This window comes from Prauserella rugosa, assembly GCF_000719975.1.
Taxonomy (GTDB): Bacteria; Actinomycetota; Actinomycetes; order Mycobacteriales; family Pseudonocardiaceae; genus Prauserella; species Prauserella rugosa.
The window spans coordinates 161,304-176,348 of record NZ_JOIJ01000003.1; the positions used below are offsets into that span (position 1 = coordinate 161,304).

A 15,045-nucleotide genomic window follows, 5' to 3' on the forward strand; every position below is an offset into this window, starting at 1 on the left:
GCCGGACGCCATCACGTTCCACCGGGGGAAGAGGTTGAGCCCCGGCACGGCCGGGCCTACGCTCGGCTCGCATGCCCGACATCTCCGACGAGCTGCTCGCCCACGCCGTCGCCGCGCCCGGTTTCCTGCCCACCGACGAGGGACTGGCGCTGTGCCGGGCACTCGAGGACGCCGTCGCCGCCCGCACCCCGGACCGCACCGGCACCCGCCCGGTCGCGGTGGAGATCGGCAGTTACTGCGGCAAGTCGACGGTGTTCCTCGGCGCGGCGGCCGCGCGCACGGGCGCCCGCGTGGTCACCGTCGACCATCACCGGGGGTCCGAGGAACACCAACCCGGCTGGGAGTATCACGATCCGGCCCTGGTCGACCCGCACACCGGACGCCTCGACACGCTGGGCACGTTCCGGCGCACGATCGCCGAGGCCGGACTGGAGGACACGGTGGTGGCGATCGTCGGCCGCTCCCCCGACGTCGCGGCCCTGTGGCGGACACCCGTGGATCTGGTGTTCATCGACGGCGGGCACACCGAGGAGGCGGCCGACGCCGACCTGACCGGGTGGGCCCCATGGGTGCGCCGCGGCGGACTGCTCGCGATCCACGACGTCTTCCCCGACCCCCGGGACGGCGGCCGTCCACCGTTCCACATCTTCCGGCGAGCACTCGCCTCCGGTCAGTTCGCCGAGCACGCGGCGAGCGGGTCACTGCGGGTGCTGCGGCGCATCGACGGTCAGCCGGGCACGCCGGTGACGTAGGCGTCGCATCCGCAGTCACTGCCGCCGACGGGCAGTCCGGCGGGCAGCGCCGCCGGAGGAGCGTCGCCGCGGAAGATGCCCGACGTCGCGCTGGTGCCGGCCAGTGCGTCGGCCGCCAGCACCACGGCGGCTCCCGTCCACGTGGTGCGTTCCTCCGGCCAGCGCTTGCCGTCGGCGTAGACGTACCCCGTCCAGTACGAGCCGTCCGACTCGCGCAGGTGCTGCATCGCGGCGAGCATCTCGCGTGCCGGGCCGCGACGTCCGAGCGCGTCGAGGCTGAGCACGAGCTCGCAGGTCTCGGCCCCGGTCACCCACGGCCGGTCGGCCACGCAGCGGACGCCGAGCCCGTCGACGACGAAGTCGGGCCAGCGCCGGTGGATCCGGTCGAGTCCGGACCGTCCCCGCACGGCCCCGCCGAGCACCGGGTAGTACCAGTCCATCGAGTACCGGTCCTTGTCGGCGAACGCCTCGGGATGCGCGCGCAGCGTGTGGACGAGCCTGCCGAGGGCCACCTCCCAGTCCGGTTGCGGCCGCTCGACGTACTCGGCGAGCGCGAGCGCGCACCGCAGGCTCTGGTGGATGCTCGAACATCCCGACAGCAACGCCTCGTCGGCCCAGCCTGCCGGGCCGCGGGCCCACACGAGCTCGCCGCGTTCCCGTTGTCCGTCCAGTACGAGGTCGACGGCCGCGCGCACGACGGGCCACATGGCCGCGGCGAATTCCTCGTCGCCGGTCGCGATCAGGTGGTGCCACACGCCCACGGCGACGTAGGCGCAGAAGTTGGTGTCGGTGACGGCGTCCTCGACCCGGCCGCCGACGACCTTGGCCGGCCACGACCCGTCCGCGCGCTGGGTGCGCCTGCACCACGCGTAGGCGGCCGCCGCCTCGTCGTAGCGGCCGGCGGCCGTCAGTGCCATCGCCGACTCGACGTGGTCCCACGGATCGGTGTGCCCGCCGGGGAACCAGGGAATCGCCCCGGAGGGCTCCTGTGCCCGCGCGATCGCCCGTGCCGTCGCGTCGACCTCTGCCGCGCTGAGCACTCCCGGTACCTCGGGCGGGTCAGTCGGCGGCAACGGCGACCTCCCCACCCTCGGCCGCGTTTCGGCCGCGCTCGCGCGTCGACGGCGCGGGTGGATCCTTCACCGAGTACACGGCGAGACTCTTGCCGAGCACCGGATCGAGCACCCGCTCGGCCAGCCGGGTCGGCCACGGCGCGTGCAGCAGGTCCCACACGAGGACCCGGTGGTAGGCCTTGACCAACGGATGGTCGTCGTTGTCGGTCCCGACGGCGCACTTGAGCCACCAGTACGGCGAGTGGAGGGCGTGCGCGTGTTCGCCGGCGACGGGCCGCAGCCCCGCTGCGCGCAGTTTGGTGCGCAGTTCGTCGCCGCGGTAGATCCGCACGTGCCCACCCTCCACCTGGTGGTAGGCATCCGACAGCAGCCAGCAGACGCGTTCGGGCAGCCACCGCGGAACGGTCACGGCCACCGTCCCGCCCGGGCGGGTGACGCGGACGAGTTCGGCGATCGCCCGCTCGTCCTCCGGCACGTGTTCGAGGATCTCCGAGGCGATCACGCAGTCGAACGACGCCTCGGGATACGGCAGCGCCAGCGCATCGCCGGCCACCGTGGTCGCGCGGGCCCCTTCGGGCGCCTCGCCCTCGGCCGCCATGGCGGCGAACATCGTCTCGACCTCGGCCAGTGCCGGTTCGTCCCGGTCGAACGCGACGACGTCGGCGCCCCGGCGATAGGCCTCGAACGCGTGCCTGCCCGCGCCGCATCCGACGTCGATCACGCGGGTGCCGGGGCCGATCCCCAGCCGGTCGAAGTCCACCGTCAGCATGTGTTCCGCCCTTCGATCGCCTGGCGATAGGTGTCCACTGTGGAGGCCGCGACCGAGCGCCAGCTGTAGCGTTCGAGCGCCCGCGCGCGGCCCGCCTCGCCGAGATGGGCACGCAGACCCGGTTCGCCGAGCACGACGCCCAGTTCGCGGGCGAGTGCCTCGGTGTCACCGGGCGGCACGAGCCGGCCGCAGTCGCCGACGACCTCGGGCAACGCGCCCGCCCTGCTCACCACGAGGGGCGTACCGCACGCCATGGCTTCGACGGTCGGCAGCGAGAACCCCTCGTACAGCGAGGGAACGCACGCGACCTCGGCCGAGGCCAGCAGCCGGGCGAGCTCGGCGTCCGGGAGTCCGTGCACCGCGCGCACCACGTCGCCGATCGCCAGTTCGTCGATCAGCGCCCGCGTGGGGCCGTCCTCGGCCAGCCTGCTGACCAGCACGAGCTCGACCTCGCGTTCGGCCCGCAGCTTGGCGACGGCCTCCAGCAGATGACGCACCCCTTTCAGCGGCACGTCCGCACTGGCGACCGCGACGATGCGCCCCGGTACGCGGGGGCCCGCGGGCCGGAACAGGTCGGTGTCGACGCCCAGCGGGACGGTGGTCAGCCGTTCGCGCGGCACCCGGAAGTCGGTGGCGATGTCCTCGGCGGAGGCCTGCGAGACCGTGATGAGGCGGGGAATGCGCCGGGCGACCCGAGCCTGCATGCTCACGAAGCCGTACCAGCGGTGCACCGCGAGCCTGCGCCACGGCGCCCTTCCCCGCGCGGCCAGGTCGGCCGCGCGGTCGCGGGTGATCGGATGGTGCACGGTGGCCACCAGGGGCAGACCGGCACCGCGCAGCGAGAGCAGGCCGTAGCCGAGGCACTGGTTGTCGTGCACGACGTCGAACTCGTGGGCCCGGGCGCGCAGGAGCCGCGCCGCACGCAGGCTGAAGGTCAGCGGTTCGGGGAATCCGGCTGTCCACATCGTCGCGACCTCGAGCAGGTCCAGCGCGTCCCGGTACTCACCGAGCGCGGGCGTGCGGAACGGGTCGGGATCGCGGTACAGGTCGAGACTCGGCACCCGGGTGAGCCGCACCGGATCGTCGAGCTCCGGGTACGGCTGGCCGGAGAACACCTCGACGTCGTGGCCGAGTTCGGCCAGTCCCCTGCTGAGGTGGCGCACGTACACGCCCTGCCCGCCGCAGTGCGGTTTGCTCCGGTACGACAGCAACGCGATGCGCACCCGCTCACCCCTTCCGCGACGGCCCGGCCATGATCAACGATCAGACTAGAACGTGTTTCACTTTCTGGCAACGCGCGCCCTCCCGGCCGTCCCGGACCACCGCGACGGCTCGGATCAGACCGGCGTCATCTCGGTGATACGCCATGCGCCCGCACTCCGCACGGCGACGACCTCGACCCACACCACGCTCGAGGACCGCGGGCGCATCCGTTCGTCCAGGTCACGGCGGTCGGCCAGCACGAGTGCCTCCGCGCGGCCGCCGGTCAGCGTGCGCACGCCGACCGAGCGCACGGTCGTCGACCGCACGAGGTCCCGGTGGCCGGGTCGCTGCGCGGCCCGCTCGATCTCGGTGAAGCTCGCCCGGTGCCTGCGCAACGCGTCGCCGGCGAGCACGCGTTCGGCCGCGCGGCTCGTCCGGCCCAGGTCGGCGTGGTCGTACGACAGCACCGCGGCCACGCCTGCGGCGATGTCCTCGGACACCCGCTCGGTGGAGGGCCCATCGATGTGCGCACGATCGTCGGGGGTCGCCGACAGCGCACCCAGCGCCGTCCACGCCGCCGCCGCGGCTAGCACCACACACACCGCGGCCAACGCGCCGAGCACCGTCGCCCTGGCCGGTCCGGGCCGCCGCGACCGGCCCCCGCCCGCGCGGGCCTTCGTCGACGCGCCTGCGCGCGGGACCGGAGAGGGGGTGGACGAGGGGGACGGGGTACGGGTCGTCGTGCTCACGAGCCCACCTCCTGGACGCCGGTCACCTTCCACACGTCCCCGTCCCTGGCCAGTGTCGCCAGCAGGCCGCTGCGCCGCGTCCGCGGATCCGCCTCGCCTGCCCCGGAGAGGTCGATCCGCAGGACCGTGAGCAGCCGCGCGGTTCCCTTCGTGGCGTCCAGTTCGGACAGTGCGGCGCGGACGGTCGACGCCGACGCGTCGGTGCGCCCCCGCTCGGCCCTGCCGACGTGTTCGTCGACGTCCCCGGCCAGGTTCCGGTGCAACGTCCCGCCGGTGACGGTCAACCACCGGTCCACATCGGATTCTGCGGTGCGGTGGTCGATCGTGTGGAGGATCTCCAGCGCGCGGGAGCCGTCCCGCAGAGCGGTCTCCCGCGCGTCCGCGCCCCTGGCGTCCGCGCTTGCCGCGGCCGCCCACCACCGCACGCCGAAGCCCGCGCAGCAGGCGGCGGCGAGTACCGCCACCGTCACCAGCACCGCCGTCGTCCGGTCCCGGCCCGCGAGACCGACCGTCCGCGCCGCGGCACTCCGCATCCGGCTGCGCGTGCGCTCCGTCATCGGCCCACCCCCAGCAGGTCGTCGAAGCCCCCGGTGTTCCGGCGGTCCGCGCCGCGCCCCGCGTCACCGCCACCCCGGCCGGACTCGGCATCGGAGTCGGTGAACTCCAGCAGCCCGGGGAGCTTCACCCCGCCACCGTCGGCAGCACCACCGGCCGTGTCCCGCGCGTCCTCACCCCCACGGGATCCCCCGTCACCGCTGCCGCTCCCGCCGGAATCGGGGATCTGCACCGGATCGCCCGCCACCGGTGCGTTCTGCGCGCCGCGCACGTTGCTCGGGCTCCCGGGCGGTTCGGCGCAGTAGGCGTCGGTGTTCGGCGGGAGGTCGCGCGTGTCATCGGCTGGCCTGCGCTGGGTGCCCTCGTAACCCTTGGTGCAGCTGTGCGGGTCGAAGAACGTCGGCACGAACCCGAGATGCCCCTCGCCGTTCGACACGACCGAACGGGCGAAGCCCGACACCATCGGCAGCGCCACCATCATGTGCTCGAGTGCGTCCGACCGTGGCTCCAAGACCTGCGAGGTCGTCAGCAGATTGGCGATGAGCACGCTCAGGCTCGTGCCCGAATCGGCCAGCAGTGTGGAGATCTCTTCGCTCGCACCCGGGGCGCGGTCGACGACGGTCCGCAGATCGGCGTCGGAGTCCTTCAGTTGCGCGGCGATGTCGCGGAATCCGCTCGCGATCGAGGCCAGCTGCTCGGAGTTGCGCCGCTGGGTGTCGAGCACCGTCCTGCTGTCCCGCAACAACTGCGCCGTCTGCGGCAGCGCACGCCTGGCCTCGGTGGTCAGCGATCCCGATGCCTCCAACAGCCGGCCGAGTTCGGGGCCCGCTCCGGTGAAGGCCGTGTCGAGCTCGCCGACGACCGTCCGCAGCGACCGGGGATCCACACTGGACACGAGTTTGTCGAGGCCGGCCAGCAGGGTGTCCGGTGAGACGGGCGTGTCGGTGCGCGCACTGTCGATCCTCGATCCGGCGCGCAGGTACGGACCGCCGTCGGAGCTCGGCCGCAGGTCGACATATTGCTCACCGACGGCCGACCGGTTCGCCACCACGGCGTCACTGTCGGCGGGAATCGGCGGACCGCCCTCCTCGATGTCCAGATCGAGGGTGACGCCCGTGTCGGCCAGGTGCAGCTCGGCGACCCTGCCGACGGTCACGCCCCGATACGCGACCTCGGCGTTCTCGAAGATTCCACCCGACTCCTCGAGCGTGACGTGCACGACGTAGCCGCGTGCACCCAGCAGCCGGTCCAGTCCGGCGTAGTTGCCGCCCGCGTATCCCACCGCCAACAGCGAGATCACGCCGAAGACGACCAGTTGGACCCGGTTCTTGCGTTGCAGGCGCATCAGCCGCCACCTCCCACGAGCCCGCCGAGCAGACCGTCGAGGCCGCCGTTGCTCCGCGCTCCCGGCGCGCCGGCACCGTCCTGTCCCGACGGTGCGGACGGGTCGGGCAGCGGCAACGGCGGCGGGTTCTCCCCTTCGTTGAACGGAATCGCACCGTCGGCACCGGTGCCGTCGTCGTGGGGAAGCTGCACCGCCGGCCTGCGCGCGTTCAGGATGTTCTCCAGGATCGCGTCCAGCTGCAGGTCCAGCCGGACACTGACGTTGGCGTAGTCGCCGTGCATGATCGAATTGCCGAACACCGGGATCGGATAGCTCGGCAGCAACTGCATCGCCTCGGGCAGGTCGGCTCCGGTCTCGGCGAGTTTCTCCAACGTCGGTGCCAAGGCCCGCAGGTTGGCCACGATACTGTCCTTGCTCGCGTTGACGACCCGCGTTCCGGTGCCCGAGAGCGTCCGCAGCGAGTTCAGCATCCCGACCAGTTGCCTGCGCTGTCCGGACACCACCTTCAGTCCCGGTTCGAGGTGCTCCAGCGCCGTGGCGAGGTCGCCGCGCTGGGTCGAGAGCGTGCGGGACAGTGCGTGCACTCCGTCGATGGCCCGCACGATGTCCCCGCGCTGTTCGTCCAAGGTGCTCGCGAGGTGGTCCACACGCGACAGCAACGCCTTGATCTCCGGCGCGTTACCCGTCAGTGCCTCGTTGAGTTCGCCGACGATGTCGCGCAGCTGCTGGACCCCGCCCCCGTTGAGCAGCAACGACAGCGCACCGAGCACCTCCTCGACCTCGGGGTTGCGGTTGGTGCGGTCGAGCGGGATGACCGCACCCTCGGCGAGCGTTCCCCTTCCGCCCTGCTGAGGCGGGCTCAGCTCGACGAATTTCTCCCCCAGCATGCTCGACTGGCGCAGTTCGGCCGAGGCGTCGGCCGGAAGGCGCACGTCGCCGCTCACGGCCAGGTCGACGAGCGCCGAGCGGCCGTCGGGCGCCAGCCGCACCCGTTCGACCCTGCCCACCGCGACGTCGTTGACCTTCACGGCCGCCTGCGGCACCAGGTCGAGCACGTCCTCGAAGCGCACGGTGACGCGGTACGGGTGGTCACCGAGGTCAGCCCCGCCGGGCAACGGCGCGTTGTACAGCCCGGAGAAACCGCCGTCCCCGCAGCCTGCGACGAGCAGCATCAGGCACACGAGCAGCATCCGCGGCCCCCGCCGCGGTCGGCGTCCCGCGGCGGGGCTCCGGGTATCCACCGGCCGCAGCCGTCCGCGCATCGCGGCGACGGCGGTCATGACCTGCCCCCTGGTGCGACGATCAACGGCAGCGGAAGCGGCGGCAGCTCGCCGCTCTGGATCGAGGCGAGCAGCTGCGACACCGACGGGGCCTTGGCCACCCCGTCGACCACGGGCCCGAGGATGTCGCACAGCTTCGTCAGTGCGTCCGGCAGCTGCCGATCGGTCAACGAGTCGGTGAGCTTGCACGCCGTCGTCATCAACGGGTTCGTCAGCTCGTTGAGGTTGTAGCGGATGGCGATCGACCCGGACGCCGCGTCGTAGGAGTTGATGAAGTTCGACAGGCCGAGTGGGGCCACGTCGGCAATCTCGGCGACGGCGGCGCGCTGGTCCACCAGTACCCGGGTGATGCCCTCCAGCTTCGAGACGTTGCGGCCCAGCTCCTCCCGGTTCTCGCCGACGAAACCCTTCACCCTGCCGAGCGCCGTGCCGAGCGACGACAGCGCCCTGCCGACCTCGTCGGAGTCCTCGGCCAGGAATCCGCTCACCTGGTTCAGCCGCGAGTAGAAGCTGTTCAGCTGCGCGTCGCTGTCGGCCAGCACCTTCGTGAACCGCTGCAGGTTGCGCACGGTGCCGAACAGATCGCCCTTGGACCCGTCCAGCGTCGTGGCCAGTTCGGACAGTCGCGTGACGGTCGTGTTGAGGTTCTCCCCGTTGCCGTCGAGGTTCGCCGCCGCGGTGTCGAGCGCGCGCGAGAGCGCACCGTCGGAGTTGGCCCCGGCCGGCCCGAGCGCCGTGGACAGTTCGTCGAGGCTGCGGTAGAGGTCGTCGATCTCCATGGGGGTAGCGGTGCGCTCCAGGGGGATCCGGGCGGCCGAGCGCATCACGGGCCCGCCGTCGTAGACGGGCGTGAGCTGCACGTAGCGGTCGCTGACGAGGCTCGGCGCCACGACGACCGCGTCGGCGTCGGCGGGGATCCGCACGCCCTCGTCGACCTGCATGTCGACGACCACCTGCCTGCCCCGCGGCTCGACCCGGGTGATCTCCCCGACCTCGATGCCCAGCACCCGCACCGACGATCCGGCGTACAGGCCGACGGCACGGTCGAAGTGGGCGGTGACGCGCAGGCCGGTCTGTTCCCTGAGCATCCACCAGAGACCACCGCTGAGCAGCAGCGCGGCCACGCACGCGGTGGCCAGCCACCGGTAGAGGCTGCGGCCCGCGCGGGTGTCCCTCGTCAGCACACCGGTCATCGGCCACCTCCCACGCCCTGATCCGGTGCCGCGACGTCACTCACGCACCCCTCGGAGTTGTACTCGTAGCCGGTGCCGGTGTTGATCGTCGGCGGGAGCAGACCGCAGATGTAGCCCTCGAACCACCGCCCGTTACCGGTGACGTTGGTACCGAGACGCGTGAACGGCGCCAGCAGTTCGAGCCCCCGGTCGAGGTTGTCCTGGTTGCGTTGCAGGACGTCGGTGACCTTGCCGAGTTCCCGCAGCGCGGGGCGCAGCTGCTTCCGGTTCTCCGAGACCACCGCCGAGAGCTGGCCGGCCACGCTCGTGGTTCCGCGCAGCAGCCGGTTGATGGCCTGTCGACGGTTCTGCAGTTCGGTCAGCAGCAGGTTGCCGTCCTCGATGACGGTGCGCAGTTGACGGTTGCGGCTGTTGAGCGTCCCGGTGATCTCCCTGGTGTTCGACAGCAGGCGCGACAGCTCCTCGTCCCGCGAGGACACCGTCTGCGACAACGCCGACAGGCCCGTCAGTGCGTCCTTCATGGACTGTGGGGTGTCGGCGAACGTCTCGGACACGACGTCGAAGCTGCGCGCGAGCTGGTCGGTGTCGATCTCGCCCACCGTGCCCGAGAGCTGGTCGAAGGCGTCCTGCAGTTCGAACGGCGTCTCGGTGCGCGCGACCGGGATCGCATCGCCCGGGTCGTGCGTGCCGCCGCCTTTCGGCCGCAGCGCCAGGTACTTCTCCCCCAGCAACGTCTTGATCTCGATCGACGCGGTGGTCTCGGTGCCGATCCGCGACGAGTCGATCCCCTCGAGCGAGAAGGTCGCCCGCACGTGGGTGCCGTCCAGCACCACCTCGTCGACCTCGCCCACCTTCACGCCCGCGACCTGCACCTCGTTGCCCGCGGCCAGCCCGGCCGACTCGGCGAAGTGCGCGGAGTACGTCGTGCGGTCGTTGAGCAGGGGGATGTCGTCGAAGCGGTATGCCGTCACGATGGCGAGTGCCACGAGCGTGAGGCTGACCAGTCCGACGAGCGCCTGGTTGCGTTCCTTGAGCGGCTTCATTCGACCTGACACCTCTCCGGCTGCTGGGTCGCGGGCAGCGGCAGGATCGGCACCTCGACGTTGAGGGATTTCACGCCGATCGTTCCGCGCAGATCGCACAGGTAGTAGTTGAACCAGCTGCCGTAGCTGACCGCGCGGGTGAACTTGTTCAGGTGGCCGGGCAGCGTGGTCAGGACCTCGTCGATCAACTCGCGCGAGCCCGCCAGACCGCTCGCGAGGTCGCGGAGTCCGGCCACGTCGCGGCGCAGGGGCTCACGCGCGTCGGCCAGCAGACCGGAGGTCGCCTCGGTCAGGTCGCCAAGCCCCGAGACGGCCTCGCCGATCGGCTTACGCTGCTCGGCCAGGCCCGACACGAGGCGCTGGGTCGTCGACAGCAGGTTCTTCACCTGTGGCGTGCGGTCGTTGACCGTCGTCAGCACGCGATTGAGGTTGTCGATGGTGCGGCCGATGACCTCGTCCTTCTTCGACAGCGTCGAGGTCAGGGACGCGGTGTGCGACAGGAGACTGCGTACCGTGCCGCCCTCGCCCTGGAACACGCGGATGATCTGGTACGACAACTGGTTCACCTGCTCCGGCTCGAGGGCCCGCAACAGCGGCTGGAAGCCGTTGAACAGCACCGTCAGGTTCAGGGCGGGCTGTGTGCGCTCGACCGGGATGGTTCCGCCCGGTTCGAGCGGCGGGGACTCGGGCACGTCGGCGCTCAGCGACAGGTATCGCTGGCCGATGAGGTTCCGGTACTTCACGGTGGCCGTGACCAGGCCGGGCAGTCGGCGCTCGCCGTGGATGTCGAAGTGGACGTCGGCGCGGTTGTCCTCACCCACCGAGATGCGTTGCACCTGGCCGATCTTGACCCCGGACATGCGCACGTCGTCGCCCTCGTGCAGACCGGACGCGTCGGCGAACCGCGCGGTGTATCCGGCCGAGGGGCCGAACGTGGTGTTGGCGATGGTCGCGGCCAGGATCCCGGTCAGCAGCACGGTCACCGCGGCGAACACCGCGATCCGGATCAGGGCAGGCACGTAGCTTCTCATCGCAGCTCCACCGTGGCCCCTCGGTACAGCGGCCCGAGCAGCACGCCGCCCCAACCCGGCAGCTCGTCCGGCGCGATCCCCGTCTGCGCGGACTGCAACACGGCGATCAGGCGCAGTTCCTCCGGCGAGTTGGCCGGTGAGGACACTCTGCCCGGTCCGGACGCGCCACCTCCCTGTGCGCCGGCTCCCTGCTGGCCGTCGTTCTGCTGGCCCTCGTCCTGCGCTCCGTCGTTCTGCGCGCCGTCGTTCTGGTGGCCATCGTTCTGGTGGCCGCCGCCGGACCCTCCGCGCAGGGCGGCCTCGTCGTCCCCGTCGGCGGGGAACGGCACGTCGTACCCGAGGACCGGACCCGGCAGCGGCCCGGAGTTCTTCGACGGCGCGGGATGCGTCGAACCGTCCTCGAGCGGCCCCTCCGGCGGGTACTGCGGGAACCGGTCCGGCGGGACCATCTGCGGATAGCAGCGCGGTCCGCGTTTGTCGTCGTACCGGGGTTCGTCGACACCCGGTTCGTACTTGCCCCTGTTGTCGGCCAGCATCCGGATGACGACGTGGTTCATCTCGTCGTCGCCGGTACCGAACGCCCGCTTGGCGTTGGGCACCGCCTCGGCGAACTGCCGGAACATGCACGGGTACTGCGGGGCATACTTCGCCAGGACGTCCAGTGTGGACTGGGAGCTGGCCGAGAGGTGGATGATGTTGTGCTCGTTGGCGGACAGGAACCGCTCGAGATCCCCGGAGGCACCCGAGACGCTGTCGTACACCGCGGCGAGGCCCTTCCGCTTCTCCACGATCGTGCGGGTGGTCGTCGTCAGATCCCGCATGGCGGCGAGGAAATCGGGGGCCGCCGCATCGTAGGCCCCCGCGACGTCGGCGACCGCCTCGATGTCGTGGGACAGATCCGGCAGGGAGGGGTTGAACTCCCGCAGGTAGTCCGACAGGTCCACGAGCGTCTCGCCCAGCTGCTCGCCGCGCCCCTCCAGCGCCGTCGACACCGCGGACAGGGTTCCCGCCAGCTTCTGCGGTTCGACCGCCTGCAACAGGGGGAGCACATTGGACAGCACGCGTTCGAGTTCCACCGCCGATTCGCTGCGGTCCTGGGGGATGACGTCCCCCTCCGCGAGCGGCCGGGAACCACCCGTGTCGCTTACGGCGGAGTCGGTTTCGGCGGAGTCGGTTTCGCTGGCGTCACTGCCGTCGCCGGGAATCCGGAGGGCCACGTAGCGTTCCCCGAACAGCGTCTTCGGCAGCAGCCTTGCCGACACGTTCGACGGCACGGCGCCGATGCGGTCGCGTTCGATCGCCAACTCCAGCACGGCCTTCGACGAGTCGGTGGTGATGGAACGCACCTCCCCGACCCGAAGGCCGCGTACCTTCACGTCGGCGCCCTCGCGCATCTGGTTCCCCGCCGTGTCGGTCTCGAGCCGTACCAGCACGTCGTCGGAGAACTCCTTGTTGTAGATCGCCACGGTGGTGGCGATGAACAGTGCGGACACCACGAGGAACACGAGCCCCAGAACCTGGAGCCCGAGCCTGCGCAACACCGCCGAGCGCGTGGCCGTCATCCCGACAACCTCACCGTCGTGGTCGCGCCCCAGATGGCCAGGCTCAGGAAGAAGTCCAGCACCGCGACCAGCACGATCGACGTCCGTACCGCCCTGCCGACCGCGACGCCGACCCCCGCGGGCCCGCCGCGCGCGAAGTAGCCGTAGAAGCAGTGCGACATGATCACGATCGTGCTGAAGATGATCACCTTGCCGAAGGACCACAGCACGTCCTCCGGTGGCAGGAACAGGTGGAAGTAGTGGTCGTAGGTGCCCGCGGACTGGCCGTACATCCAGATCGTCACCTGCCGGGACGCCAGGTACGACGACAGCAGACCCACGGCGTACAGCGGGATCACGGCCGTCACGCCCGCGATCACGCGGGTGGTCACGAGGTATGGCAGGCTCGGCACGCCCATGACCTCCATCGCGTCGATCTCCTCGGAGATCCGCATCGCGCCCAGCTGGGCCGTGAACCCGCAGCCCACAGTGGACGAGAGCGCCAACCCGGCGGCCAGCGGTGCGACCTCGCGGGTGTTGAAGTACGCCGAGATGAACCCCGTCAGCGCGGCCGTGCCGAGCTGTTCGAGGGCGGCGTAGCCCTGGATGCCGACGATGAGGCCGGTGAACAGGGTCATGCCCACCATCACGCCGAGCGTGCCGCCGATGACGGCCAGGCCCCCGGTGCCGAAGCACACCTCCGTCAGCAGCCGCAGCGTTTCCTTGCTGTAGCGGCGGATCGTCCGCGGCACCCACGCCAGCACCTTGACGTAGAACAACAACTGGGTGCCGAGCCCCTCGAGCATCGCGCCGGGACGGGCGATCGCCTCCAGCACACGCTCGTCGGTGCTGCGTCGATCGCCCGTGGGCGCGCTGTCCGGTCGGACCCGGGTGGTCGTCATGGCCTCACCGCACCTCTCACAGGGCCTTCGGGGGGACGATCTTCAGGTACACGGCGGTGAGGACGACGTTGATGAGGAACAGCAGCAGGAACGTGATGACGACCGCCTGGTTGACCGCGTCGCCGACCCCCTTCGGGCCGCCCGCGGGGTTCAGGCCGCGGAAGGCGGCGACGACACCGGCGAAGAATCCGTAGATCACCGCCTTGAACTCGCTGATCCACAGGTCGGGCAGCTGGGCGAGCGCGTTGAAGCTCGCCAGGTAGGCACCCGGAGTGCCGCCCTGCATCACGACGTTGAAGAAGTAGCCGCCGAGCACTCCGACGACGCTCACGAGCCCGTTGAGCAACACCGACACGACGATCGCGGCCAGCACCCTCGGCACGACGAGCCGCTGGATCGGGTTGACCCCGAGCACCTCCATCGCGTCGATCTCCTCGCGGATCTTGCGCGCTCCGATGTCGGCGCAGACCGCGCTGCCACCCGCGCCGGCCACGAGCAGCGCCGTGATGAGCGGACTCGCCTGCTGCACGATCGCCAGCGCACTCGCGGCACCGGTGAACGACTGCGCGCCGATCTGCTGCGTGAGCGACCCGAGCTGCAGTGCGATCACCGCGCCGAACGGGATGGCCACCAACGCGGTCGGCAGGATCGTGACGCTGGCGAAGAACCAGCACTGCTGAATCCACTCGCGCCACTGGAACGGCCTGCGCGGGATGGCGACGAGCACCTCCCACGAGAGGGTCGCCAGCCGGCCGACCTGGCTGAGCGCGGCGGTACCCGGGATGGACCCCACCCGTGCGGTCATGCCACCTCCTGTGTCGGCCGGCCCGCGCCCTACACCTTCAGCGCGTGGGTCGCCGTGGCACCGCCGTCGGCGACGAACTCGGCACCCGTGCTGTACGAGCTGTCGTCGCTGGCGAGGAACGCGACCAGGCCGGCGATCTCCTCCGGTCTGCCGACCCTGCCGAGCGCGACCTTCGCCCCCACCGGGGACAGGTCCGTGTCCTCACCGGTGAACTGGCGGATCATTGCCGTGTCGATCATGCCGGGATGCACGGAGTTCACCCGGATCCCCTTCGCGCCCAGCTCCAGCGCGGCCACCTTCGTCATGCCGCGGATGGCGAACTTCGTGGCCGTGTAGGCCGTCACGCCCGGCATGCCCGCGAGGCCCTCGACCGAGGAGAGGTTGATGATCGACCCGCCTCCCGCCTCGGTCATCGGAGCCACCGCCGCGCGCATGCCCAGGAACGTCCCGACCTGGTTCACCGCGACCAGTCGCCGGTAGTCGGCCAACGTGGTGTGCTCCACCTCGGAGAAGTGCAACAGTCCCGCGTTGTTGACGAGTACGTTCAGCGCACCGAACTCGCCCGTCACGCGGTCGATCGCGGCCGTCCAGTCCTCTTCGGACGAGACGTCGAGCCGTTGGTAGGCGGCCGAACCCGCACGCTCGGCGCACAACCGCTCCACGGTCTCCTTTCCGCCGGTGTCGTTGACGTCGGTGACGAGCACCCGTGCGCCGTCGGCGACCAGCCGCCGCGCGAACGCGGCGCCCTGCCCGCGCGCGGCGCCGGTGATCAGGGCGACCTTGCCCTCGAGTCGTGTCATGGCC

15 protein-coding genes are annotated in these 15,045 nt (G+C 71.1%); 1 reads left to right on the forward strand and 14 read right to left on the reverse strand.

Translation table 11 applies throughout. The features are described 5' to 3' along the window. Positions 1 to 71 precede the first annotated feature (71 nt). Complete coding sequence (locus tag IF64_RS0105770) at positions 72 to 752, forward strand: class I SAM-dependent methyltransferase (RefSeq protein WP_030530964.1); 681 nt, start codon at positions 72 to 74, stop codon at positions 750 to 752. On the opposite strand, the gene IF64_RS0105775 is transcribed toward IF64_RS0105770, so the two are convergent. The 14 genes from IF64_RS0105775 to IF64_RS0105840 form a co-directional block, all read right to left on the reverse strand. Next, complete coding sequence (locus tag IF64_RS0105775) at positions 728 to 1,792, reverse strand: prenyltransferase (protein WP_246134741.1); 1,065 nt, start codon at positions 1,790 to 1,792, stop codon at positions 728 to 730. The two genes, IF64_RS0105770 and IF64_RS0105775, sit on opposite strands and share 25 nt — an antisense overlap. Positions 1,793 to 1,811: 19 nt before the next feature. After that, on the reverse strand, positions 1,812 to 2,594 hold the full coding sequence (locus IF64_RS0105780) for a class I SAM-dependent methyltransferase (RefSeq protein ID WP_048808070.1): 783 nt from the start codon (positions 2,592 to 2,594) through the stop codon (positions 1,812 to 1,814). After that, positions 2,588 to 3,817 (reverse strand): glycosyltransferase family 4 protein, encoded by a 1,230-nt coding sequence (locus IF64_RS0105785; protein ID WP_030530967.1) that lies wholly within the window; start codon positions 3,815 to 3,817, stop codon positions 2,588 to 2,590. The genes IF64_RS0105780 and IF64_RS0105785 overlap by 7 nt, the downstream gene beginning before the upstream one ends. A gap of 114 nt (positions 3,818 to 3,931) precedes the next feature. Next, a complete protein-coding gene (locus IF64_RS0105790) occupies positions 3,932 to 4,546 on the reverse strand; it encodes a hypothetical protein (protein ID WP_048808069.1) in 615 nt (204 codons plus the stop codon). Further along, positions 4,543 to 5,103: a hypothetical protein gene (locus tag IF64_RS0105795; RefSeq protein ID WP_051757507.1), complete on the reverse strand. Its 561-nt coding sequence runs from the start codon at positions 5,101 to 5,103 to the stop codon at positions 4,543 to 4,545. The genes IF64_RS0105790 and IF64_RS0105795 overlap by 4 nt, the downstream gene beginning before the upstream one ends. Next, complete coding sequence (locus IF64_RS0105800) at positions 5,100 to 6,446, reverse strand: MCE family protein (RefSeq protein WP_084705678.1); 1,347 nt, start codon at positions 6,444 to 6,446, stop codon at positions 5,100 to 5,102. The genes IF64_RS0105795 and IF64_RS0105800 overlap by 4 nt, the downstream gene beginning before the upstream one ends. Further along, on the reverse strand, positions 6,446 to 7,636 hold the full coding sequence (locus tag IF64_RS0105805) for an MCE family protein (protein ID WP_030530971.1): 1,191 nt from the start codon (positions 7,634 to 7,636) through the stop codon (positions 6,446 to 6,448). The genes IF64_RS0105800 and IF64_RS0105805 overlap by 1 nt, the downstream gene beginning before the upstream one ends. A gap of 86 nt (positions 7,637 to 7,722) precedes the next feature. After that, complete coding sequence (locus tag IF64_RS0105810; RefSeq protein WP_425468437.1) at positions 7,723 to 8,919, reverse strand: MCE family protein; 1,197 nt, start codon at positions 8,917 to 8,919, stop codon at positions 7,723 to 7,725. Continuing rightward, positions 8,916 to 9,962, reverse strand: coding sequence for an MCE family protein (locus IF64_RS0105815; RefSeq protein WP_030530973.1), 1,047 nt, complete (start codon positions 9,960 to 9,962; stop codon positions 8,916 to 8,918). Before IF64_RS0105815 ends, IF64_RS0105810 begins: the two co-directional genes overlap by 4 nt. Continuing rightward, positions 9,959 to 10,993 carry an MCE family protein gene (locus IF64_RS0105820; RefSeq protein WP_030530974.1) on the reverse strand — a complete coding sequence of 345 codons (1,035 nt, stop codon included), beginning with the start codon at positions 10,991 to 10,993 and terminating at the stop codon, positions 9,959 to 9,961. The genes IF64_RS0105815 and IF64_RS0105820 overlap by 4 nt, the downstream gene beginning before the upstream one ends. Next, positions 10,990 to 12,555, reverse strand: coding sequence for an MCE family protein (locus IF64_RS0105825; RefSeq protein WP_030530975.1), 1,566 nt, complete (start codon positions 12,553 to 12,555; stop codon positions 10,990 to 10,992). Before IF64_RS0105825 ends, IF64_RS0105820 begins: the two co-directional genes overlap by 4 nt. Continuing rightward, positions 12,552 to 13,436 carry an MlaE family ABC transporter permease gene (locus IF64_RS0105830; RefSeq protein WP_030530976.1) on the reverse strand — a complete coding sequence of 295 codons (885 nt, stop codon included), beginning with the start codon at positions 13,434 to 13,436 and terminating at the stop codon, positions 12,552 to 12,554. Before IF64_RS0105830 ends, IF64_RS0105825 begins: the two co-directional genes overlap by 4 nt. 16 nt (positions 13,437 to 13,452) lie before the next feature. Beyond that, the gene (locus IF64_RS0105835) at positions 13,453 to 14,241 is read right to left on the reverse strand and encodes an MlaE family ABC transporter permease (protein ID WP_030530977.1); all 789 of its coding nucleotides are present in this window, start codon (positions 14,239 to 14,241) and stop codon (positions 13,453 to 13,455) included. Positions 14,242 to 14,270: 29 nt separating this feature from the next. After that, positions 14,271 to 15,041, reverse strand: a complete 771-nt coding sequence (locus IF64_RS0105840; protein ID WP_030530978.1) for a glucose 1-dehydrogenase — start codon at positions 15,039 to 15,041, stop codon at positions 14,271 to 14,273. Positions 15,042 to 15,045 lie beyond the last annotated feature (4 nt).

Coding starts and splice junctions, on each gene's coding strand:
- IF64_RS0105770 (WP_030530964.1), top strand. CDS start 72: ATGCCCGACATCTCCGACGAGCTGCTCGCCCACGCCGTCGCCGCGCCC.
- IF64_RS0105780 (WP_048808070.1), bottom strand. CDS start 2,594: ATGCTGACGGTGGACTTCGACCGGCTGGGGATCGGCCCCGGCACCCGC.
- IF64_RS0105795 (WP_051757507.1), bottom strand. CDS start 5,103: ATGACGGAGCGCACGCGCAGCCGGATGCGGAGTGCCGCGGCGCGGACG.
- IF64_RS0105800 (WP_084705678.1), bottom strand. CDS start 6,446: ATGCGCCTGCAACGCAAGAACCGGGTCCAACTGGTCGTCTTCGGCGTG.
- IF64_RS0105805 (WP_030530971.1), bottom strand. CDS start 7,636: ATGCTGCTCGTGTGCCTGATGCTGCTCGTCGCAGGCTGCGGGGACGGC.
- IF64_RS0105810 (WP_425468437.1), bottom strand. CDS start 8,919: ATGACCGGTGTGCTGACGAGGGACACCCGCGCGGGCCGCAGCCTCTAC.
- IF64_RS0105815 (WP_030530973.1), bottom strand. CDS start 9,962: ATGAAGCCGCTCAAGGAACGCAACCAGGCGCTCGTCGGACTGGTCAGC.
- IF64_RS0105820 (WP_030530974.1), bottom strand. CDS start 10,993: ATGAGAAGCTACGTGCCTGCCCTGATCCGGATCGCGGTGTTCGCCGCG.
- IF64_RS0105825 (WP_030530975.1), bottom strand. CDS start 12,555: ATGACGGCCACGCGCTCGGCGGTGTTGCGCAGGCTCGGGCTCCAGGTT.
- IF64_RS0105830 (WP_030530976.1), bottom strand. CDS start 13,436: ATGACGACCACCCGGGTCCGACCGGACAGCGCGCCCACGGGCGATCGA.
- IF64_RS0105835 (WP_030530977.1), bottom strand. CDS start 14,241: ATGACCGCACGGGTGGGGTCCATCCCGGGTACCGCCGCGCTCAGCCAG.
- IF64_RS0105840 (WP_030530978.1), bottom strand. CDS start 15,041: ATGACACGACTCGAGGGCAAGGTCGCCCTGATCACCGGCGCCGCGCGC.